The 20488-nt window shown below is 60.6% G+C and carries 21 protein-coding genes; 15 read left to right on the forward strand and 6 right to left on the reverse strand.

The features are described 5' to 3' along the window. Positions 1–83: 83 nt before the first annotated feature. Together I6J72_RS06525 and I6J72_RS06530 are read right to left on the reverse strand one after the other, a co-directional pair. Positions 84–1364: a D-arabinono-1,4-lactone oxidase gene (locus I6J72_RS06525; RefSeq protein ID WP_239107211.1), complete on the reverse strand. Its 1281-nt coding sequence runs from the start codon at positions 1362–1364 to the stop codon at positions 84–86. Next, complete coding sequence (locus I6J72_RS06530; protein ID WP_204098617.1) at positions 1361–2533, reverse strand: alanine racemase; 1173 nt, start codon at positions 2531–2533, stop codon at positions 1361–1363. Before I6J72_RS06530 ends, I6J72_RS06525 begins: the two co-directional genes overlap by 4 nt. Positions 2534–2623: 90 nt before the next feature. Between I6J72_RS06530 and I6J72_RS06535 the strand changes: the two genes are divergently transcribed. Together I6J72_RS06535 and I6J72_RS06540 are read left to right on the forward strand one after the other, a co-directional pair. Then, complete coding sequence (locus I6J72_RS06535; RefSeq protein WP_204098618.1) at positions 2624–4171, forward strand: succinic semialdehyde dehydrogenase; 1548 nt, start codon at positions 2624–2626, stop codon at positions 4169–4171. A 10-nt stretch (positions 4172–4181) separates the two neighbouring features. Then, positions 4182–5138, forward strand: coding sequence for a DNA glycosylase AlkZ-like family protein (locus tag I6J72_RS06540; RefSeq protein WP_204098619.1), 957 nt, complete (start codon positions 4182–4184; stop codon positions 5136–5138). Between the two features lie 9 nt (positions 5139–5147). Here I6J72_RS06540 and I6J72_RS06545 read toward each other — a convergent pair whose 3' ends face one another. Next, complete coding sequence (locus I6J72_RS06545; protein ID WP_239107213.1) at positions 5148–6056, reverse strand: cation diffusion facilitator family transporter; 909 nt, start codon at positions 6054–6056, stop codon at positions 5148–5150. A gap of 128 nt (positions 6057–6184) precedes the next feature. Here I6J72_RS06545 and I6J72_RS06550 point away from each other — a divergent pair, with 128 nt between their 5' ends. From I6J72_RS06550 to I6J72_RS06575, 6 genes are read left to right on the forward strand one after another with little or no spacing between them, the layout of a single operon-like run. Next, positions 6185–6841: an HAD family hydrolase gene (locus tag I6J72_RS06550; protein WP_204098620.1), complete on the forward strand. Its 657-nt coding sequence runs from the start codon at positions 6185–6187 to the stop codon at positions 6839–6841. A 26-nt stretch (positions 6842–6867) separates the two neighbouring features. After that, entirely contained in the window at positions 6868–7860 is a 993-nt protein-coding gene (locus I6J72_RS06555; RefSeq protein WP_115021599.1) for a phosphate/phosphite/phosphonate ABC transporter substrate-binding protein, read from the forward strand. 46 nt (positions 7861–7906) lie between these two features. Next, positions 7907–8707 (forward strand): phosphonate ABC transporter ATP-binding protein, encoded by an 801-nt coding sequence (phnC, locus tag I6J72_RS06560; protein WP_204098621.1) that lies wholly within the window; start codon positions 7907–7909, stop codon positions 8705–8707. Next, positions 8704–9498, forward strand: a complete 795-nt coding sequence (gene phnE, locus I6J72_RS06565) for a phosphonate ABC transporter, permease protein PhnE (RefSeq protein ID WP_204098622.1) — start codon at positions 8704–8706, stop codon at positions 9496–9498. Before phnC ends, phnE (I6J72_RS06565) begins: the two co-directional genes overlap by 4 nt. Beyond that, the gene (gene phnE, locus I6J72_RS06570; protein ID WP_204098623.1) at positions 9495–10313 is read left to right on the forward strand and encodes a phosphonate ABC transporter, permease protein PhnE; all 819 of its coding nucleotides are present in this window, start codon (positions 9495–9497) and stop codon (positions 10311–10313) included. The genes phnE (I6J72_RS06565) and phnE (I6J72_RS06570) overlap by 4 nt, the downstream gene beginning before the upstream one ends. Positions 10314–10373: 60 nt before the next feature. Further along, entirely contained in the window at positions 10374–11174 is an 801-nt protein-coding gene (locus I6J72_RS06575; protein ID WP_204098624.1) for a MurR/RpiR family transcriptional regulator, read from the forward strand. Here the strand turns inward: I6J72_RS06575 and ychF are convergent, their stop codons facing one another. Further along, entirely contained in the window at positions 11175–12260 is a 1086-nt protein-coding gene (gene ychF / locus I6J72_RS06580) for a redox-regulated ATPase YchF (RefSeq protein ID WP_204098625.1), read from the reverse strand. It abuts the gene before it with no gap. Positions 12261–12307: 47 nt separating this feature from the next. Here ychF and I6J72_RS06585 point away from each other — a divergent pair, with 47 nt between their 5' ends. From I6J72_RS06585 to I6J72_RS06595, 3 genes are read left to right on the forward strand one after another with little or no spacing between them, the layout of a single operon-like run. Continuing rightward, a complete protein-coding gene (locus I6J72_RS06585) occupies positions 12308–13789 on the forward strand; it encodes an AI-2E family transporter (protein ID WP_115021593.1) in 1482 nt (493 codons plus the stop codon). A gap of 6 nt (positions 13790–13795) precedes the next feature. After that, positions 13796–14896 carry a DNA recombination protein RmuC gene (locus I6J72_RS06590; protein ID WP_239107215.1) on the forward strand — a complete coding sequence of 367 codons (1101 nt, stop codon included), beginning with the start codon at positions 13796–13798 and terminating at the stop codon, positions 14894–14896. Between the two features lie 35 nt (positions 14897–14931). Continuing rightward, positions 14932–15654 (forward strand): DUF6542 domain-containing protein, encoded by a 723-nt coding sequence (locus I6J72_RS06595; protein ID WP_239107217.1) that lies wholly within the window; start codon positions 14932–14934, stop codon positions 15652–15654. A gap of 9 nt (positions 15655–15663) precedes the next feature. On the opposite strand, the gene I6J72_RS06600 is transcribed toward I6J72_RS06595, so the two are convergent. Continuing rightward, positions 15664–16623, reverse strand: coding sequence for a 4-hydroxy-3-methylbut-2-enyl diphosphate reductase (locus tag I6J72_RS06600; RefSeq protein ID WP_204098626.1), 960 nt, complete (start codon positions 16621–16623; stop codon positions 15664–15666). Positions 16624–16751: 128 nt separating this feature from the next. Between I6J72_RS06600 and xseA the strand changes: the two genes are divergently transcribed. From xseA to I6J72_RS06615, 3 genes are all read left to right on the forward strand, one after another. After that, positions 16752–17993, forward strand: a complete 1242-nt coding sequence (gene xseA, locus I6J72_RS06605; protein ID WP_204098627.1) for an exodeoxyribonuclease VII large subunit — start codon at positions 16752–16754, stop codon at positions 17991–17993. Between the two features lie 65 nt (positions 17994–18058). After that, the gene (locus tag I6J72_RS06610) at positions 18059–18331 is read left to right on the forward strand and encodes an exodeoxyribonuclease VII small subunit (protein ID WP_115021590.1); all 273 of its coding nucleotides are present in this window, start codon (positions 18059–18061) and stop codon (positions 18329–18331) included. Continuing rightward, a complete protein-coding gene (locus I6J72_RS06615; protein WP_204098628.1) occupies positions 18332–18685 on the forward strand; it encodes a hypothetical protein in 354 nt (117 codons plus the stop codon). On the opposite strand, the gene I6J72_RS06620 is transcribed toward I6J72_RS06615, so the two are convergent. Further along, entirely contained in the window at positions 18672–19265 is a 594-nt protein-coding gene (locus I6J72_RS06620; RefSeq protein ID WP_204098629.1) for a DUF4245 domain-containing protein, read from the reverse strand. The genes I6J72_RS06615 and I6J72_RS06620 overlap by 14 nt on opposite strands. A 201-nt stretch (positions 19266–19466) precedes the next feature. Between I6J72_RS06620 and glpX the strand changes: the two genes are divergently transcribed. Beyond that, positions 19467–20486: a class II fructose-bisphosphatase gene (glpX, locus tag I6J72_RS06625; protein ID WP_204098630.1), complete on the forward strand. Its 1020-nt coding sequence runs from the start codon at positions 19467–19469 to the stop codon at positions 20484–20486. Positions 20487–20488 lie beyond the last annotated feature (2 nt).

A 20488-nucleotide genomic window follows, 5' to 3' on the forward strand; every position in this document is an offset into this window, starting at 1 on the left:
GGAATTAAGACTTCCACACGCTACCAAAGATCAGAGATACTTTCGAATCCCACCTTGCATCTATGCCGTGCTTGACGACGCCCCTATCCGAACAGTTTCCGCAGGTACGCAGAGCCAAATTTCCACTCTGGGTCCATCTTTTCACGCAGCTCGCAGAACTCATCAAATCTTGTATAAAGTTGAGCAAAATCGTTTCGGGACAGGGAGTTCATTTTGCCCCAGTGCGGGCGCCCACCGGCTGCGCGGAGAATAGGCTCCAGCTTGGGCATGTAATCCTGCGGGTTGAGCGCGCGTGGAATGTGGAAGGCAATGTACATCGATTCGCGGCCCGATGCTGTCGACAGGGCAACGTCATCCGCGGCCGTCGTACGCAGCTCCATTGGAAATCCGATGAGCCAATCCTGCTCGTCGATGAAGCGGCGGATTTCGCGGACGGTCGCGGGGCCGTCGGCAAGCGGCACTGCATACTCCATTTCGTGAAAACGAACCCGGCGCGGGCTGACGAAGACGTCGTGGGCGGCGGAACGGTAACGGTTATTCGAGATGACCGAGGTGGCGAACTTGTTGAGCGTCGGGATAGTCCCCGGAATGAGACGGCCCAGCGCCAAGGCTGCGGCGAAGGCGCCGTTGCCGATGAGCTCGTCGTCGATAAGCGCTTTGAGACGTGAGCGGCGCTCCCCATTCGGTTCGAGGCGCGTGTTGGCCTTGACCATTGCGCGGTCGGTGTGCGGGAACCAGTAGGACTCGAAGTGATCGACGCCCCGGGAGAGCTCCTCCCAATTATCCATTAACTCATCAAAGGCAATACCTGACTCTTCTGCCAGCAGGTCGAAGGCATCCACACATTGCATCTCGACTTCGACAACCACGCCGAGCGCGCCCACGCTGACGACTACGAGGCGAAGGAGTTCTGGGTCTTCGTCGATGGAGTAGGTGCGGGTGTTGCCGGAGGCGTCGATAAGCGTCAGTCCAGTGACTGTCCCCGCAAAGCCCGTGTAATTAATGCCGGTGCCGTGGGTCGAGGTCGAAATCGCACCTGCCAGCGATTGCGGGTCCACATCGCCCTGATTGGCCAGCGCCAACCCATAGGGACGCAGAAGGGCTGGGACATCACGTAACCGAGTACCCGCCAGGAAACGAACGCGCTTGCGCTGCTTATCGACGCCCACCAGCCCACTCACGTGATCCAGATTGAGCATCGTCTCCTCCCCTGCCGCGATAGGCGTGAAGGAGTGACCGGCACCCACTGCACGCACGCTGCGGGAACGAGTAATGATGTCTGGAATCTCATCAATACGCGTGGGCTGGAGGTATTCCGCGGGTTTCGTCGTGACCGAGCCCGCCCAGTTAGTAAATGTGGTCATCGCAGTGTCCATCCTTGTCCTCTATAGGTGTCCCAGACATCAACGCCGTCAGGTCCGACGGCTAGAAGGTGGCCGACGTTTTCTGTCATTTCTCCGGCCTTGGCGTGGCGGAACCACACCAGGTCCTCGACGTTCATATCCACGCCTCGAAGAGGCGTCTGTACCTCCCCGGCGCCTTCGGTGCTGGAGTAGCTCAGCCCTGTTGGCCACACTGGAACCGGAACGCGATCCTTCGCGGGTGGCCCGGAGGCAATCCAGCCGCCGGAGTTGACCGTGGCCCAGCCCGGCGCGGGAACGCGGGAGACCTGGCAGACGAAGAACGCTGCCGCTTTATGGTTGATGCCTGTGAAGTCATCAAAGATCGCCGGCGTGTAGAAGCCCGAACCTGCAGCAAGCTCAGTAAGCGTTCCCTCGGCTGCCGATTCCTGGAGGCTGCCGGTGCCGCCACCGTTGACGAATTCGATATCCGCAACCGCCCGCGCTGCCTCCACGCAGGCACGGCGGCGAGGGGCTAGGTCTGACATGGAGCGCGTGCGCAGCCAGCGCTTCACCGCTCCCACCGGGCCAGGCAAGCCATCCGCAACGGATGCCACCTGCCCTTCATAGGCCATGAGTCCTACCAGCCGATGACCACGTCGAATGATGTCCCGAGCAAGTTCCGTGACCTGTTCCGGTTCCCGTATGGGCGAGCGGCGCGGGCCCACAACGGCACCCGGCAGGTGGAGCGTGCAATCGATGTCAATGGCCACTTTCACAGGGCCAGGAAGCAGTTCCAGAAGCTCGACACTGTCCACCATGACCGTGACAGCCTCACGCGCGGTGTCGGAGGCAGCAAGTTCACGCAGAGCCTTGCGATTGACGCTCGGGTAGGCCACGACGATATCCCTGAAACCTTCTGCGACGAGGTGAAGTGCTTCGGGCACCGAGTAGGCCAGGATTCCCTGGTAGCCCTCGTGTGAAAGCGCGCGACGCAGGGCCGCGACGCTGCGTACTGATTTGGAGGCAACGCGAATAGGCAGTCCCCCGGAGCGGGTCGGCATCTGCTGAGCATTGAAATCAAACGCCTCAAGGTCAATGACTCCACAAGGCGCCGAGCGTTCGCCAGACCGCACGAGGCGTTCTATCGCTGAGCGAACGTCCTGTCTGGGGATGGTGGAAAGGATTGCCATAGAGTTATCCTAACCACTCCCATTTAGGTTTGTGAGACAAATCTCGAAGATCGTGTAGCGATCCGAAATATTTTTGAGACAATGGTCACCATGAAAACCTTCACCCAGACTCGTCTCCCCCAGCGTGTCCAGAATTTCCTTGATACCAACCCCGCCCGCGATGTCCGCGGCACCGGTGAGGAGCACCACGCCCACACTCCTTTTACTGGCGAGGACCTTTTCAGCTTCCCTACCGCTACCGCGCACGACGTGGAACGGGCCGTCGAGTATGCCCGCGCCGGCGTGGGCCAAGGCAATCGGGCTGCCATCCTCTTGCGTCTGCACGACCTCGTCCACGAGAACGAGGAACTCATCCTCGACCTCATTCAGGCAGAGAACGGCAAGTCCCGCTCCCATGCCTATGACGAGCTGATGGATCTGTATAACTGTGCGCGCTTCTACGCGGTCAACATTCGCAAGGCCTTCGGCGCGGACCGACATCCGGGCGCGCTTCCAGTGCTAACCAAGACGCGCACCCAGCACTACCCGCTGGGCGTGGTGGGGCTTATCTCGCCGTGGAATTATCCGCTTTCCCTCGGCGTCGGCGACGTGCTGGCCGCGCTCTCCGCGGGCAACGCTGTGGTGCACAAGCCGGATTCTCAGACCACTCTGACAGCTATTCTGCTCAGGCGCCTGGCTATTGAGGCAGGTCTGCCGGAGGCGGCCTGGCAGCTGGTTCCTGGAAACGGTGCGGACGTGGGCGATGCCCTCATACCCCTCGTCGATGGACTGTCCTTCACTGGCTCGACGAAGGCAGGCAAATCCATCGCTACCCAGGCTGCGGGGCGCCTCATCCCCACCATGCTGGAGTTAGGCGGCAAGAACCCGATGCTGGTGCTTGACGACGCCCCCCTTAAGCCCACCGCCCAGGGCGCCGTGCGCACCGCATTCTCCTCGTCTGGCCAGCTCTGTATGTCCGCCGAACGGGCCTATGTACACGAGAGCATCTTCGAGGAGTTCCTCTCAGAACTAAAGAACGCGCTGGAGGAGCACGTTCTGGGCGCAGCCTTCTCCGATGCCGCCACCATCGGCTCGCTCACCTCGCAGCGCCAGCTCGACGCGGTACAAGCCCATGTACAGGACGCCGTTGACAAGGGCGCCACCGTGGTTACGGGTGGCCAACACCGCCCAGATCTTGGGCCCTTCTTCTACGAGCCCACCGTGCTGACTGGTGTGACCCCAGACATGGACCTCTATGCCGCGGAGACCTTCGGCCCAGTGCTCGCTGTCTATCCGGTCAGCTCTGATGCCGAAGCCATCCAGCAAGCGAACGACACCACCTATGGTCTGTCCGCCTCCGTCTGGTCAGGGAATTCCCGTCGCGCGTGGAAGGTCGCTTCTCAGCTTGAAGCCGGCATGGTCAACATCAACGAAGGCTTCGCCGCCGCCTATGGTTCCATTGCGGCACCCGGCGGTGGAGTGAAGGAATCAGGTCTGAACCACCGTCATGGCATCACTGGTATGCGCCTGTGGGCCAACGAGCGCACCGTGGCCGAGCAGCGCCTGCACCCGCTTGCGCCCTCGGAGTACATCTCACCGGAGCGCTTCCGTGCCCTCGTTTCCACGGGTATGCAGCTGATGAAGACCTTCCGGCTTTAAAGGAGAAACCATGCACGAGCTATCCCGTGATGAACTCCTAGCGCGCCGGCTCATTGCCCAAGGGCTAGCGCCATCGGCCGCGCGGCCATCGCTCGCCTCGGCGCTGGACGTCGCTGAGCATCTCCTTGCTCTACAGGGGCAGACCTACGACGCTGGTGTTCGTGCACTTTCCCTGCGCGCCGGGTGTGACGATGACAAGGTTCTGAAAGAGATAGAAAGCTACTGCGTGGTGCGCTGCTGGCCCCAGCGAGGGACGTTGCACTTCATGCCGGCTGCCGACGTCCGCTGGATGTCCTGTCTCCTCTATCCACGCATCGCCGCAAGCCAGAAGTCTCGGCGCCCCAGTCTAGGGCTCAGCGAAGAGATGGTTGAAGCGTGCTCAGAGGCCCTCCACAGCGCAGTCACCACACCATTAACCCGCGCGCAGGTCTATGAGCTTTTCGCCGAGACGGGCGTGGATCCCACAGAAGGTCGCGGCTCCCACTTACTGCGTGCCTTCGGCGGGGCAGGTGACCTCGTCCAAGGCCCCAAGGACGGCAACCAGGAAACCTTTCTTCACGTTGATGCGCTTCCCGTTGCCCAACACGAGCCCGCGCATCCCCTTCACGAACTTGGTCAACGGTATATCTCAGGTCATGGTCCGGTCTCGGTAGAAGACCTCCAAGCGTGGTCAAAGCTCAGCAAGACTCAAGCCACCACAGCTTTGAAGTCGGCAGACGCTCGACGCACTCGCCACGATGGCCAAGACTTTTGGATGGCCACCTGGCAGGAAGATGTTTCTGCGGAGGACATCCGTACTGCCCTAGAACTACGACTCGAGCTGCCTGCGTTCGACGAATACTTGCTGGGCTACGCCAACAAGGACTGGATTGTCCCCGATGAGATCCGCGTCAATGTCCTCACCAAGAACGGTCTGAGTTGGCCGTGGGTAATGGAAGGCGGACGCGGCGTGGCCAGCCTGCGCTAGCTGCAAGCATTACGGCATGCGCAGAATCCGGCGATGAACCGTTCCTGCAGGTTCAACGTGGATGAACACCTCGGCGCCAGGGAAAAGCTCGTCGATGGCGTCTTCGATGCGGTCGGCGATGGTGTGCGAGTGCAGCACCGTCCACTGGCCGGGAACATCCATCGTGAGATACACCAAGCGGTTGCGGCCCGAAGCAACGGTGCGCCGCGAAGTAAATTCCACGTCATGGTGCTCCTCCAGCTCGTTGAGGAGGGCGTCGAGCTGCGCGTGTTCTTTCTTGGGCAAGGACTCCGACAACAGGGAGCTCAACGATTCTTTGAGCAACTTGTAGCCAGTCCACAAAATATTGAGGCCCACGGCAAAGGCGATGATCGGGTCCAGCCACAGCCAGCCTGTCAACGCCACCGCTCCAATACCGACGATAACGCCGACGGACGTCCAGACGTCGGTAAGCAAGTGCTTTCCATCTGCTTGCAAGGTGGCCGAACGGTGTTGTTTTCCCGCGCGCACAAGCAGAAGGCCCACGCCCAGGTTCAGCAGGGAGGCCACGAGCGATAGTAAAAGTCCGAGCCCAGGCTGCTCCAGCGGCTGCGGCTCCAGAAGTCGGCGAATGGCCGTATAGATAATCATCGCCGCAGCGACGAAGATCATTGCACCCTCCACCAGCGCGGAAACATATTCGGCCTTGCCGTGGCCGAACTGGTGGTTTGAGTCTGCCGGCTTTGCCGCAATCCTAATAGCCACAAAACCTACAACGGCGGCGACGAGGTTCACACCAGATTCGAGGGCGTCGGAAAGAAAGCCCACCGATCCCGTCACCGCAGCAGCGACAATCTTGAGCACGATCGTGGCCACTGCGGTAGCGATGGAGAGCTTCATAAAGCGTTCGAGCAGTAACTGCTCGGTGGGAAGAGACATAATGTCAGCCTTCGAGAAGAGATTTTTACAGCCCCTTAGGGTACCAAAGCCAGATGTGCACGCACTGTTCACTGAATGTTTACCGCGTGCGGTCGCGAAGTACATAAACCGCCGTTAGTTTGTACTTTATGTCCACAGACATAACTCGCCCAGTCCTTCTCTTCGATTTTGACGGGACCGTCAGCCTTGGCCACGGTCCCGTGCTGGCCTATGCGCACCTTATTGCAGAGAAAGCCGGGCACCCATCCATTGCTCAAGACGCCGAAGCGCTGCTGAACTCCGATAACGTCGGATCAGCACGCGACGGTTACCACCTCGTCCGCACTCTCGCCGCTGAACTCAACGTGCCGGAAGAGACCTGCCAGGAGGCATATCTGGCTTCCCGGGAGAACCTCGCCGACACCGGTATCACCGCCCCTGAGGGGCTTGCCGAATTCCTTGCTTCCTACCCCGGCCGCGCCATACTGGCGACTAACTCTCCAGAGATTGGCCTCAGCGCTGCCCTTCACACACTGGGCCTCGACAGGTCCTTCGACACCGTCTACACCAGAGTGGGCAAACCCGAAGGACTGACCCGCATCCTCGACACCGATCTCGCCGACACGGATCCGACTCACCTCATCTCCTTCGGCGATATTTGGGAGTTCGACCTCGCACCCGTGGCCGCCGTAGGCGGACGCACCGTGCTCGTTAACTCCCCCTTCGCAACCTCCCCTGAAGCTGACCCGACGTGGCGCGTCACCCGCGTCACCGACATCTTTCCCGAACTGACCTCCGCTCTTTAACCCACACGCACAGAAAGACATTCATTATGCGCCGTTTCACCGCTCTTGCCGCCACCGCACTTACCTTGTCCCTCTCCCTCACCGCCTGCTCTTCCGACTCCGATAACGGTTCCGATTCTGCCAAGGGCTCCGATGAGAAGCTCACCCTCGCGCTCATCCCAAACGAGAAGGTCAATGACCTGGTGACCACCGCGAAGCCGCTGACCGATTACCTCTCTGAGGAGCTCGGCGTGGAGGTCGAGGGTGTCGTGACCAAGGATTACCAGGCTGCCGTCGAGGCCATCGGCTCCGGCCAAGCAGACATCGCCATCGCCTCCGCTGCACAGCTGGCCTCCGCTGAAGACATGTACGACGCCCACGCTGTGCTGCAGGACGAGCGCTTCGGTGCAGATTCCTACGCCGGCCAGTTCGTCACCAACAACCCGGACAAGTACTGCGAAGATGAGCCAGTCAAGTCCACCTACGCTGCCAGCGGCGCCGAGTACCTCTACTGCAACGGCACCGCCACCGCAGACGAGAACAAGGGCCAGGGGCCGAAGGGCCTCGAGGCACTGAAGAAGATCGATGGTGAGACCACCGTCGCTATGCTCGGTGCCACCTCCCCGGCCGGCTACCAGCTGCCGGTCATGGCGATGGAGTCCCAGGGTATCGACGTCGATAGCCTCAAGAAGGTCCCGGTAACCTCCAACGATGCTTCCATCATGGCTGTCTACAACGGCGACGCTGAGGTGGGCTTTAGCTTCTGGGACGCACGCTCCACCATCGACTCGTCCGAGGCTCCTGACCTGGCTGAGAAGCTCGTCGTCTTCGGATACACCGACATGTACCCCAACGGCGGCGTCGTCATTTCGGACGATGTCCCAGAAGAGCGCCGCAAGGAAATCACCGACCTCATGGATGGTTTCTCTGAGGTCGACCCAGACACGATGTCCGCCATCTTCGATATCACCGACTGGGTTCCGGCTAAGAAGGAGTCCATCGACATGGCGCGCAAGGTCAACGAGCGCTTCGCGCAGTAGGTTCACGCTCCTCCACTGCCCATTTCCCACTCAGAAAGGTTCCCCCATGACGGAGGAGAAGGCGTGGGGCATTCGGTTCGAGAATGTCTCGGTGCGCTACCCCAACGGAACGCTGGCGCTTGACGACGTCTCCGTGGACATCGCCCCCGGTGAATTCGTCGCCATCGTCGGTCTCTCGGGTTCCGGTAAGTCCACGTTCATCCGCAGCATAAACGGGCTCGTTAAGCCGACGTCAGGAAAAATCTTCGTTGGCCCCCACGAGATCTCCGCCGCGAAAGGCTCCCAGCTACGTAAGCTTCGTGGCCGCATCGGCATGATTTTCCAGGAGTTCAACCTGGCAGATCGCGCGAGTGTGTTCGCCAACGTGCTCGTTGGCCGCTTCTCCCACAACCCTGGCTGGCGCACGTTGCTGGGCATCTCCACGTCGGAGGACAAAGCGGTTATCGCCGAGGCGTTGGAATCCGTGGGCATCCTCGACAAAGCGTGGAACAAGGCCGGCGCCTTGTCTGGCGGCCAAAAGCAGCGCGTGGCCATTGCCCGCGCCCTCTCCCAGAAGCCGGCCATTATGTTGGCCGATGAACCCGTGGCGTCCCTCGACCCGCCTACCGCGCACTCCGTCATGAAGGATCTACGCCGCATCAATACCGAGCGTGACCTCACCACATTGGTGAACCTGCACCTTGTGGACTTGGCCCAGGACTACGCGACCCGCATCATCGGAATTCGCCACGGCAAGATCGTCTTCGATGGCCCCACCCAGGGGTCCACCGTGGAGGATTTCGAGGCCATTTATGGCCGCCGGATCCGCGAGGAGGACCAGCTGGGGAGCCAAGGGAGCACAGTATGACAGCCGTGCTTCCTCCTCGTCAGCGCAACTGGCCCGGCATTCTCGGTGGGCTCGCCGCGTTCATCGCGCTGACCATCGCCACGTGCATCCCCGCCTGGGGCGGAATTGACATCAACCTAGGCCAAATCGCACGCAACTGGCGCAACGGTGCCGACAGGCTCGCGCAGATGTTCACCCCAGATTGGTCGATCCTTCCGCGCACGTGGGAGCCTCTGCTCGAAACCCTAGCCATGGCCGTGGTGGGTGCCGCCATCTCCGCGGTGATCGCCCTTCCGCTGTCGTTGTGGGCTGCGCGCCCGACGAATCCGTCGACGCCGTGGCGCACGCTCGTGCGCGGTATCGTCAACGTTATCCGCGCGGTGCCCGATCTCGTGTACGCCACCATTCTCGTCGCCATGCTCGGTGTGGGTGCCCTCCCGGGCATTATTACGCTGGTGCTTTTCGACGTCGGCATCGTGGTCAAGCTCGTCTCTGAAGCGATCGACTCCGCTGATGACTCCTACATGGAAGCCGGCCGCGCGGCTGGTGGTACGCAGAATCAGATCAATCGCGTGACTGCTCTCCCACAAACCTGGCCTGCCTTTGCCAGCCAGGTCATTTACTCTCTCGAACTCAACGTCCGTATCTCCGCGGTATTGGGACTCGTGGGCGCGGGTGGCATTGGCTTGCTCATCGATGAGGTCCGCGGCTTCTACCGCTACGATGCGCTTTCCGCCATCGTGCTGGAGCTGCTCGTCGTCGTCATCGCCCTCGAGGTCGTATCCGTCAACCTGCGAAAGAGGTTGCGATGAGCACTGCACTTCCAGCAACTGCACCATCCGCGCTACCTTCACGTTCCCACAGCTGGGGTGTCGGGGCTGCGTGGGCCGGAATTTTGGTCATCCTTGCGCTGTCTTTCGGCTATATCGATGTCAACTTGTCCGCGCTCAAAGAGCTCCCCGCCAACATCTGGCACTACCTCGTGCTCATGTTCTCGAACCCGGACTGGTCCAAGCTTGGTGAAGCACTCCTCCAGACGTGGCGCTCCGTGGCCATGGCGTGGATCGGCGCGCTTCTTGGCGTAGTGCTTTCTACGATCCTCGGCGTCCTCGCCGCGAACACTGTCTCCCCGGGCTGGGTATGCCTGCCGCTGCGCGCACTCTTCGCCATCATCCGCGCGGTCCCGGAGATCATCATCGCCATCATCATCCTGACAGTCACTGGACTCACTCCTTTTACTGGTGCGCTCGCCTTGGCGATCGGCGGCATTGGTACACATGCCAAGTGGACCTATGAGGCCATCGAAACCGCGCCGACCGGCCCGGCTGAGGCCGTCAAAGCCTCTGGCGGCACCCTCGCAGAAATGGTGCGTTGGGGAACGTGGCCAATCGTCCAGCCTGAATTAGCATCCCTGGCGCTCTATCGCTTTGAGATCAACGTACGTACGTCCGCCGTCCTCGGCCTCATTGGAGTGGGTGGTATCGGCGACATGCTCACCGGCTATACGCAGTACCGACAGTGGGACGTCGTGGGCGTGCTGCTTATAGTCGTCATTGTCATCACCATGTCCATCGACGCCATCTCCGGTGCCATTCGCCGCCGGATCGTGGCAGCTAAGTACACCTAAACCAAAACCCCAGACCCTATGACCGATACTGCCCCACCTTCCGCACACATCACTACGCGCATGCCTAGCTTGCAGCCCATCGAGCAGCGCGTGGCCCAAGCCATTTTGGAGGACATGGACTTTGTCCTCCACGCCACGGCGGATCAGCTCGCGGCTAGGGTCGGTACCTCCCGCACTTCAGTCATCCGCACAGCGAAAGCACTGGGCTACGACGGCTATCAACACCTGCGTGTAGCTCTCACCCAGGAGATCGCTCAGCGGCCACAACCGCTTCCCGACGCCGACTCCACCCACGTCGGCCGCATGTCCGCCGAAATTGCCTCCTTCAGCAATTATCTTCGGGGGCTGACGGCACTCCTCGATGAACAAGAGCTTTCGTCCACGGTTGCCGCATTGTCAGGCGCGAAGCGCGTCCTTGTCGTAGGCAACGGTCTATCCGCGCCTCTCGCGCAGACCACGGCGCTACGGCTAAGCAGCATTGGGCGCCCAGCGGAGTTTGTGGGCGAAGCCATGGGACAGCACATTGCGGCAACGCAACTCGATTCCGAGTGCGTGTGTCTTGTTATCTCCGGCTCTGGGGCTACCACGCTCACGCTCAACGCCGCCACCGCGGCTGAAAAGACGGGAGCGACCATCATCGCGCTAACCTCGTTTACCTCTTCGCCGCTGGCGGAGCTTTCCGCCTACACGCTGGTTATTCCCTCCCCCGATGGAACCTTTCGTGCGGAACTCGCGGATGCCTCACGTGTCGCCTTTCTTCTTATCCTCGAGGCGCTCGTCACGCTCGTGGATTCACACCTCGAGAATGTCGAAGCTCGGCGCACCGTTCTCTCGGTTCTGCAATCCGCGATGGAAGGCTAGCTAACCACCAATCTTGAAGTCGCAGACGTCGCCATCCTGCATGATGTATTCCTTGCCCTCTTGGCGGACCTTGCCGGCATTGCGGGCCTCAGTCATAGAGCCAGCGGCATCAAGGTCATCGAAGGACACGATTTCAGCCTTGATGAACTTCTTCTCAAAGTCGGTGTGGATGACGCCAGCTGCTTGAGGTGCGGCAGAACCCTGCTTGATGGTCCATGCGCGGGCTTCCTTCGGGCCGGCAGTCAGGTAGGTCTGCAGGCCGAGAGTCGCGAAACCGGCCTTGGCCAACGTCGCCAAGCCAGGCTCCTCTTGGCCTACAGACTCCAGCAGCTCCATCGCCTCTGCCTCGTCGAGCTCAAGAAGCTCGGTCTCCGTCTGGGCGTCGAGGAAGACGCACTCCGCAGGGGCGACGAGCTGGCGCAGCTCCTCCTTTTTGGCGTCATCGGTGAGCACGGCCTCATCCGAGTTGAAGACATAGAGGAAAGGCTTCGCAGTCATGAGGTGGAGCTCGCGCAGGAGAGACAGGTCGATCTCGTTGCTCTTGGAAGCAGCGAAGAGGGTGCGGTCATCCTCCAGGATGGCCTGAGCCTTCTTGGTCTCCTCGACAGTCTCCGTCAGTTCCTTATTCTTCTTGGCCTCCTTCTCCAGACGCGGCAAGGCCTTCTCAATGGTCTGGAGGTCCGCCAGGATGAGCTCGGTATTGATGACAGAAATGTCATGCGCCGGGTTAACTTCACCATCAACGTGGATCACGTTTTCATCGGCGAAGGCACGCACCACCTGGCATATGGCGTCTGCCTCACGGATGTTGGCCAAGAAGGCATTACCCATACCTTCACCCTTGGACGCGCCTTCGACGATGCCGGCGATATCCACGAAAGACACGGTGGCCGGAAGGATACGCTCGGAGCTAAAGATCTCCGCGAGGCGGTTCAGGCGGGAATCAGGAAGCTCAACGAGGCCAACATTCGGCTCGATGGTGGCGAACGGGTAGTTCGCAGCCAGAATGTCAGAACGGGTCAGGGCATTAAACAACGTGGACTTGCCCACGTTGGGCAGGCCGACGATTCCTAGTGTAAGACTCACGGGGCCAATCCTAACGCACCCCGGATCTTTTAAGGCAAGATGGTGGGGTGAGTTCCGATCAGTCAACCCCTCAGCACTCCTCCCCCGAGCTCGCCGCTGCGGAGGCAGCGCTCGGCGGCCGCTTCGACGACTCTGTCGACGCCGCCACGCTGGACGACGTCTCCCCACACCCCCCAGGCAACCAAGTGGACCGCTCAGTGGTGGTCGGTGAGGTCATCAAGTCTGCCTCACTGTGGGCGCTGCGACTGTTTATCATCGGGCTTTTCCTTTATGCCTCCTTCCGGATGCTGGGTAATTTTTGGCGCGGCATCTTGCCCGTGCTCATCGCGCTGATCATTTGCACCGTGCTGGCTCCCGTGGCGAGCGCTCTTCGGCGAAAAGGGTTGCCCTCAGCGCTGGCGGCAGCGATCACGATTTTGGTGTCTTTTACTGCCGTTGGTTCACTTTTTGTGTTCATCGCGCCCGACTTCGCACGGCAATCCCAGACGCTGTACCTACAGACGGTCGAAGGTATTCAACGCCTGCAGCTGTGGGCCCAGGGTCCGCCGCTCAACCTTGACCCGGATGAAATCGGTGTCTATATCGACGAAGTTGCCTTGTGGCTGCAGCGCCAAGCCGGTTCCATCGCGGGTTCCGTGTTTACCGGTATCGGTACGGCAACGTCCATCGTGGTGACGTTGTTCATCATCGTGGTGCTTACCTTCTTCTTCCTCAAGGATGGCCACAACTTCCTGCCCTGGTTGCGTGATGCTACCGGCCGCCGTACTGGCTGGCACCTCACTGAATTGCTCACCCGTGTCTGGACAACGCTTGGCGGTTTCGTGCGCGCGCAGGCGGTGGTCTCCGCCGTTGATGCTGTCTTTATCGGTCTCGGGCTTGCGCTCATTGGTGTTCCTTTGGCCATGGCCCTAGCGATCATCACGTTTATTGCAGGGTTTATCCCGTTTGTCGGCGCGATTGTGGCCGGTGCGCTCTCCGTGACCATCGCGCTGGTGTCCTTGGGATTCACCAAAGCACTTCTCGTGCTCGGTCTTGTCCTATTGGTCCAGCAGCTCGAAGGAAATGTCCTCTCCCCGTGGTTACAGTCCAAGGCCATGAACCTGCACCCGGTTATCGTGCTCATTTCGGTCACCGTGGGTTCTGCTCTCTTCGGCCTCGTTGGAGGCTTCCTCGCTGTTCCGGCCGCGGCTACCATCGCGGTGGTCTACCGTTACTTCCAGGACATGATGATGCTCCAATCCGGCGAGCGCACTGCAGGAGACCTACAGTTCTCCACGGTGGCTGGATTCCTTATCGGGCGCTATACCCAAGAGCAAGGCGACCGCAAACGGGAGAAATGGCTGTCCATCCCTGACCATGTTGCGCCCGAGGGTGCTGCGGATGATGTAGCGACCGACGGCACCAGCCCGCTGGACCGCAAGGTCGATGTCGACGCGGACCTCAGCGATAGAGAAAGTGGCGCCCGCGCTGGAATCAAACGCGCTATTGGGGCGCTCGAACAGATGTTGCAGTCGAAGGATAAAGACTAGCGGTCCATGTCCGCGGCGCATGCCATGATGTCAGGCATGACGTCCACTCTTCCCGTGCTGCTCCTTTTCCTTGGCCTCATCATTGGTACTGTTCTGGGCTGGCTGGCCCGCGCCTACTCCACGCAGTCCTCCCAGCCCTCTGAAGAGCACCGCGCCCTGCAGGAATCACAGCGCCGCCAAGCGGAAATCGCACCGCTGGAGAAGGCTATGGACCGACTCGGGCTGCAGCTCCAAGAGATTGAAGAAGACCGTGCCAGCTCGCTTGCAGCACTCAGCAGCCAGGTCCAGGCAGTTACTCGCACCTCTACGCGCTTGTCGGACCGCACCGACAAACTCGTTGGCGCATTGCGCTCGCCGAATGTTCGCGGACGTTGGGGAGAGATGCAGCTGGAGCGCGTCGTCGAGCTCGGCGGCATGCGCAAGCATGTGGACTTCGATTCCCAGGTCACCGCCTATATCAACGGCGCAGCTGTGCGCCCCGACCTGGTTATTCACCTGGCCGGCGGTCGGAGCATCGTCGTCGATGCCAAAGTTCCGCTCAGTGCCTACCTCGACGCTATGGACAGCGAAGACCCTGAGGATCGCACAGGGTTTCTTCGTCGCCATGCCCACCTCATGCGCGCGCACGTCCAAGCACTGTCGGGCAAAGACTACGTTGAGGCCTTCTCTCCCACTCCTCAGTTCGTCGTCCTTTTCGTCCCCGCGGACGCGTTCGTGGATGCGGCGTTGGCAGTTGATACCGAATTGCTCGAGTTCGCCTTCGAGCACAACATTGTCATCGCTACTCCCAGCACGCTTTTTGCGCTGTTGCGCACTGTGGCGGTGAGCTGGCAGCACGAGGAGATTTCCGACAAAGCTCGAGAAGTCCAACGTTTGGGGCGCGAGCTGTATACACGGCTCAATACGCTCAACGAGCACTATGACAAGGTGGGACGTGGTCTGGAACGCGCCGTCGAAGCCTATAACGCTAGTCTGGTCAGCCTGGATTCCCGCGTCGGTGTCACCGCCCGCCGGCTCAAGGAGATGGACATCCCCGCCCGCGTAGATCGCCAGCCCCGAGAACCGCGCAGCGTCGAGTCATGGCCGCGGCGCGCCCACAATGACTAACGTTTCAGGCACCGATCCCGGTAAACTGTCTCGGCGTGTCAGTTGCCAAAAATCGTCGCCGCCCACCCCGCCGCGGGATGCCCACCGTTCGAGCGCTTCTTGTAGCGCTCGTCGTGGTCCTCGTGTCCATGGCAGTCTCCGGCGTGCTGGGCCGCGTCGGCCTGCCCTTTGCGCTGATTTTTGGTCTTGGTTCGCTCGCCGTCACGTGGCTCGTGGAGACCCGCGGCCTGTACATGACGGTCATCAGCTTGCCGCTACTTTATGCGGTCGGCACCGTCGGTGCTGGTTTCATCACCTCCACCGCCGCGTTGCCGGAAGGTGCGTCGCCGTTTTCTAAGACGGCGCTACTGACCTCTGCGTTCCCCCTGGTCCAGCACTTTCCCGTCCTCATCGTGACGGTGCTGGCGTGTGCGCTTCTCGCAGTGTTGCGTGCATGGCGCAGCAACAACCACGCTAAGAGCCGCGAAGCTGAGGCCCTACAGAAGCGCCGCGCGGACATTGCCGCGGACCAGCGCAACCGCTCTGAGCGCCTCTCCGTGGCAGAGCTAGTGGCACGTGAGAACACCCGCGTTCGTGAACGTAACCGCGAGGAACGCCGGCGCCGCCAAGCAGAGGAGCGCGAAAAGCGCCGCCAAGCCTCCCCCGACACGGATGAGCGCGAGGACTTCCTCCGCGCCGCGGCCGAATCCGCAGAGAAAGCGCGCCGCACACAGAGGCGCCCTCAGCAGAAACTCGACGAGAACCTGTACGAAGACTAACGCAGAGAATTAGCGCCCAGTACGCGCCGGACGAAGATCGCGAGGCAGGGAGAAGGTAATGGTCTCCGTCGAGGTCGTTACCTGCTCTACATCGCTGTAACCACGCTGATCAAGGAACTCGAGAACCTCACGCACGAGCAGCTCCGGAACAGAGGCACCACACGTCACGCCCACGGTGTTGACGCCGTCGAGCCATGCCTCCTCAATTTCGGAGGCGAAGTCCACGAGGTAGGACGCCGTCGAGCCGGCTTCCAGCGCTACCTCAACGAGGCGCTTGGAGTTCGACGAGTTCTGGGAGCCCACGACGATCATCAGGTCGCACTTCGGGGCAATCGCCTTAACCGACTCCTGGCGGTTCTGGGTGGCGTAGCAAATATCGTCTGACGGCGGGTTCTCCAAGTGCGGGAAACGCTCGCGCAGCTTATTGACAATCTCGATGGTCTCATCCACCGACAAAGTGGTCTGGGAAAGCCAGATCAGCTTCTCGTTCTGGAGGAAGTCTGGCAGCTTATCGACGCCCTCGATGCCATCCACCAAGTGCGTTACGTCCGGCGCCTCACCAGCGGTGCCTTCCACCTCTTCATGCCCCTCGTGGCCCACGAGGAGAATGTGGTAGCCGTCGCGCTCGAAGCGCTGTGCCTCCTTGTGAACCTTGGTTACCAGCGGGCACGTGGCGTCCAACGTCAGCTGCTTGCGCTCTTGTGCTTCTTTACGCACGCTTGGGGCAATGCCGTGGGCAGAGAAGACTAGGTGCGCGCCTTCGGGAGCCTCGGAGGCTTCCTCGACAAAGACGACGCCACGCTTGGCTAGCGATTCCACAACAAAGCGGTTGTGCACAATTTGCTTACGCACGTAGATGGGCGCGCCGTACTTCTCCAGCGCCTTTTCCACAGTCTCAACTGCACGGTCGACACCGGCACAGTAGCCGCGTGGAGCCGCCAGGAGCACCTTCTTGGCAGTTTCAGTCATGGCACCAAGAGTATCGAAAAACCGCCGCATACTGTAGTTCCCTCCCCAGCATCGCTGCCCGCTGGCAGTGAATGTCCGAGGCACCTCCTAGACTGTACGCAGAACACAGCACGAAGGAAGGACTACGCGTGAACCAACCGGCTAATTCCGCGGAGGCACCGTGGCCCGTTGGCAAGGTCAATGACCAAGTTAAAGGCTGGATTGAGCGTCTCGGCTTTCTATGGGTCGAGGGCCAGATTACCCAGCTCAACATGAAACCGACATGGAAGCTGTCCTACATCACGCTGCGTGATGTGGAGCAGGAGAAGTCCGTACAGCTCACGTGCAATACCTCGCTTATCCGCAACTCCCCGTCACCGCTCAAAGATGGAGACCGCGTTGTGGTCTACGGTAAGCCGGCTTTTTATGCCGGTCGCGGCAGCTTCTCACTGTGGGTCACCGACATTCGCCACGTGGGCATCGGCGATCTTCTCGCCCGCGTGGAGATGCTGCGTCAGCGCCTCCGCCAGGAAGGTTTGTGCGATCCTTCTCGCAAGCTGCCTCTTCCCTACTTGCCGAAGAAGATCGGCCTCATTACTGGGCGTGGTTCGCATGCCGAGCGTGATGTCCTTTCCGTGGCGCAGGACCGCTGGCCGGCCGTACAGTTCGAGGTCATCAACACAGCGGTGCAAGGTGCTACCGCCGTGACACAGGTCGTGGATGCGCTGCGGACTCTCGACGCCAACCCGGAGGTCGATGTCATTATCATTGCCCGCGGTGGCGGCTCAGTCGAAGACCTTCTCCCCTTTTCTGAGGAAGCCCTCCAGCGTGCAGTCGCTGAGGCCCGCACTCCGGTGGTGTCAGCTATCGGTCACGAGCCGGACCACCCCGTGCTTGATGACGTCGCCGATCTCCGCGCTGCTACCCCGACCGATGCTGCAAAGCGCGTCGTCCCTTCCGCAGCCGAGGAATACGCGCTCATTGATGAAGCCCGCTCCCGGATGGCGGCTGCACTCCGCGGATGGGTCGAGCGCGAGCGCCGAGGACTGGAGAATATCCGCTCGCGTCCGGTTCTGGCAGACCCTATGGTCCCGATTAACGCCCGTCGCGACGAGCTGGAGCATCACGTGTCGCTCATCCGACGCGTCATCACGCACCACTTAGATCGGGAAAGCAACCAGGTAGCGTCGCTGCGCGCTCGGGTTTCTGCTTTAGGCCCCTCGGCCACACTCGAGCGCGGCTATGCCATCGTGCAGGTCGTCCCGCGCGACGGGAGTGGGCCCGATGTGGTCACGAGTTATAAGCAATCACCTCCGGGCTCGCAGTTGCGCATCCGCGTGGGCGATGGCTCCATCACCGCCGCGGCGATGGCTTCTCAGCCGGCAGACTGAGCTCCCTACACTGAACACAGACGAAATACGCACACACGACGCACAAGAAACAGATAGGAACCACCATGACTGACACCATTGGCACCGGACAACCCGGCCAGGACGCATTCCCTCCCGTTGCGGAACTGAGCTACGAGCAAGCTCGTGATGAGCTTATTGAAACCGTGAAGATTCTAGAGCTGGGCCAGATGGGCCTCGATGAGTCCCTGAAGTACTGGGAACGTGGTGAGGCTCTAGCCAAAGCCTGCGAGGCACACCTAGATGGCGCCTCCAAGCGCGTAGAGGAAGCACTACGTAAGAACGACGACCAAGAAGACGTACAAGTAGAGGAAGCGTAAATGAAGATTTACGGATACCCGGGTGAACGTGTCGATTTCGTCTCCAAGTCTGGTGGAGCAGGTTCCTTGATGTTCGGTGACCCCCGCCACCTCGCCGAGGAATTTTTCGGCACCCCGCATACCGCCCACGGCGAGGAGATCAGCTACTTTTCGGGCTCGATTGTTCTGCGCTTTGCCCAGGACAAGCTCACTGAGATTACTCTCTTCCCCGGCAAGTCACAGCACGAAAAGGTCGATGTCTACCTAGCCAAGACGCGCCTGAGTGGTCTCGACCAAGAATCTCTTAACCAGACCGTCGGCGACAGTGTCGACGTGGATTGGAACGGCACACTCCAGCGCGTTACGTTCCGCTGATGACGCTGCCGTCTTCGGCAATCTTGAGCGGCTCCGCCTTAGCGAAGGCGGTCAAGGCTGTTTCATAATCTGCGTCCGAGGCTGAGCCTGTCAGTACTAGGCGGGCATCGCCCAAATCGGTAATCCAGAGGGGGCGAACGTCCTTATCATCGCTGCTCAGGATTTCGACGTCGTGGCCTGCTACCTCTCGGTGCTCGGAGTGGGCACGGTAGTGGGAGTCGTAGGCCGAGGGGACGTCGCCAAGCGCCAGCTGTGTCTGCGCCGATTCGATGTAGCCTTCATGTGGGGTCAGCCAGCTCACCACGGAGCCAGTTTCAGCGCCCATCTGCTTGCGGCGCGCTGCATTGGGCTGCCACCCTTCCGGCAACACTGGTTCACGGATAACGGCTCCATTTCCGCGTGCTTCCATCTCCAGGAAGGTCTTAGCATCAACATCCTGCACCGGCCCCGATTTTTCCGGGTTAATCGAACACAGGCCCGTGGCACCCACCGCGGCGAACATCATGATGAGAATGACGCCGACACTCAAGGTGATGTCACGCGCACCCTCGAAAATTTTTGGTTTCTCTTCAGCAGCCACCCGCCTAGTATCGCACGCCGCCTCCCGCAAACGCGACACCGGCTGTCTACCTGCGGTTACGACCCCAATCACCCCCAATCCCACATCTGGGGGAGGCATTCGGGCTTGGATTCACCACAAAAGTGGAAGAATAGAAAACGTATGCCGGGTATTTCCCCCACCCCGAGCTGAGCCACCTGAAAAGAAAGGGACCAATCACACATGTCCGATAACACGTCTTATATCCCCGACCGCAACCTAGCCATGGAGCTGGTGCGCGTCACCGAGGCTGCTGCGTTGGCTTCAGGTCGCTGGGTTGGCCGTGGACAGAAGAATGAAGGCGATGGCGCGGCGGTGGATGCCATGCGCAAGCTCATCAACTCCGTTGAAATGAACGGTGTCGTTGTCATTGGTGAGGGCGAAAAGGACGAAGCCCCGATGCTCTTCAACGGCGAACAGGTCGGCACCGGCACGGGCGCTGAAATGGACATCGCCGTGGACCCAGTAGACGGCACCCGTCTCATGGCTGAGGGCCGCCCGAACGCCATCTCGGTCATCGCCGCTGCTGAGCGCGGCACCATGTATGACCCGTCCGCTGTCTTCTACATGCAGAAGATTGCGGTGGGCCCGGATGCCGTCGGTTCCATTGACATCAACGAGTCCGTTGCCTGGAACGTGAAGTCCGTAGCTAAGGCTAAGGGCATTCGCCCGTCTGACTTGACCGTTGTGGTGCTCGACCGCCCGCGTCACGAACAGCTCATCAAGGAGATCCGCGAGGCCGGCGCGAAGGTCCGTCTCATCATGGACGGTGACGTGGCTGGCGCCATCGCTACCTGCCAGGACAGCAACTCTATTGACCTCATGATGGGCATTGGCGGAACCCCGGAAGGCATCATCACCGCCTGCGCCATGAAGTGCATGGGTGGCGAAATCCAGGGCAAGCTGTGGCCGAAGGATGAAGCGGAAGCGGAAAAGGCTCGCCAGGCTGGCCACGACCTCGACCGCGTGCTCACCACCAATGACCTCGTCTCCTCTGAGAACTGCTACTTCGCCGCTACTGGTGTCACCAACGGCGACATGCTGCGTGGTGTGTCCTACCGCAAGAATGGAGCGACTACCCGCTCCCTCGTCATGCGTTCCAAGTCCGGAACCATCCGCTACGTGGACTCCATCCATAAGCTGGCCAAGCTGCAGGAATACTCCGTTGTGGACTACACCAATCCACACGATGATGAAAGCTAGTC

Origin of the sequence: Corynebacterium sp. FDAARGOS 1242, from assembly GCF_016889985.1 — a bacterium.
GTDB classification, from domain to species: domain Bacteria; phylum Actinomycetota; class Actinomycetes; order Mycobacteriales; family Mycobacteriaceae; genus Corynebacterium; species Corynebacterium minutissimum_B.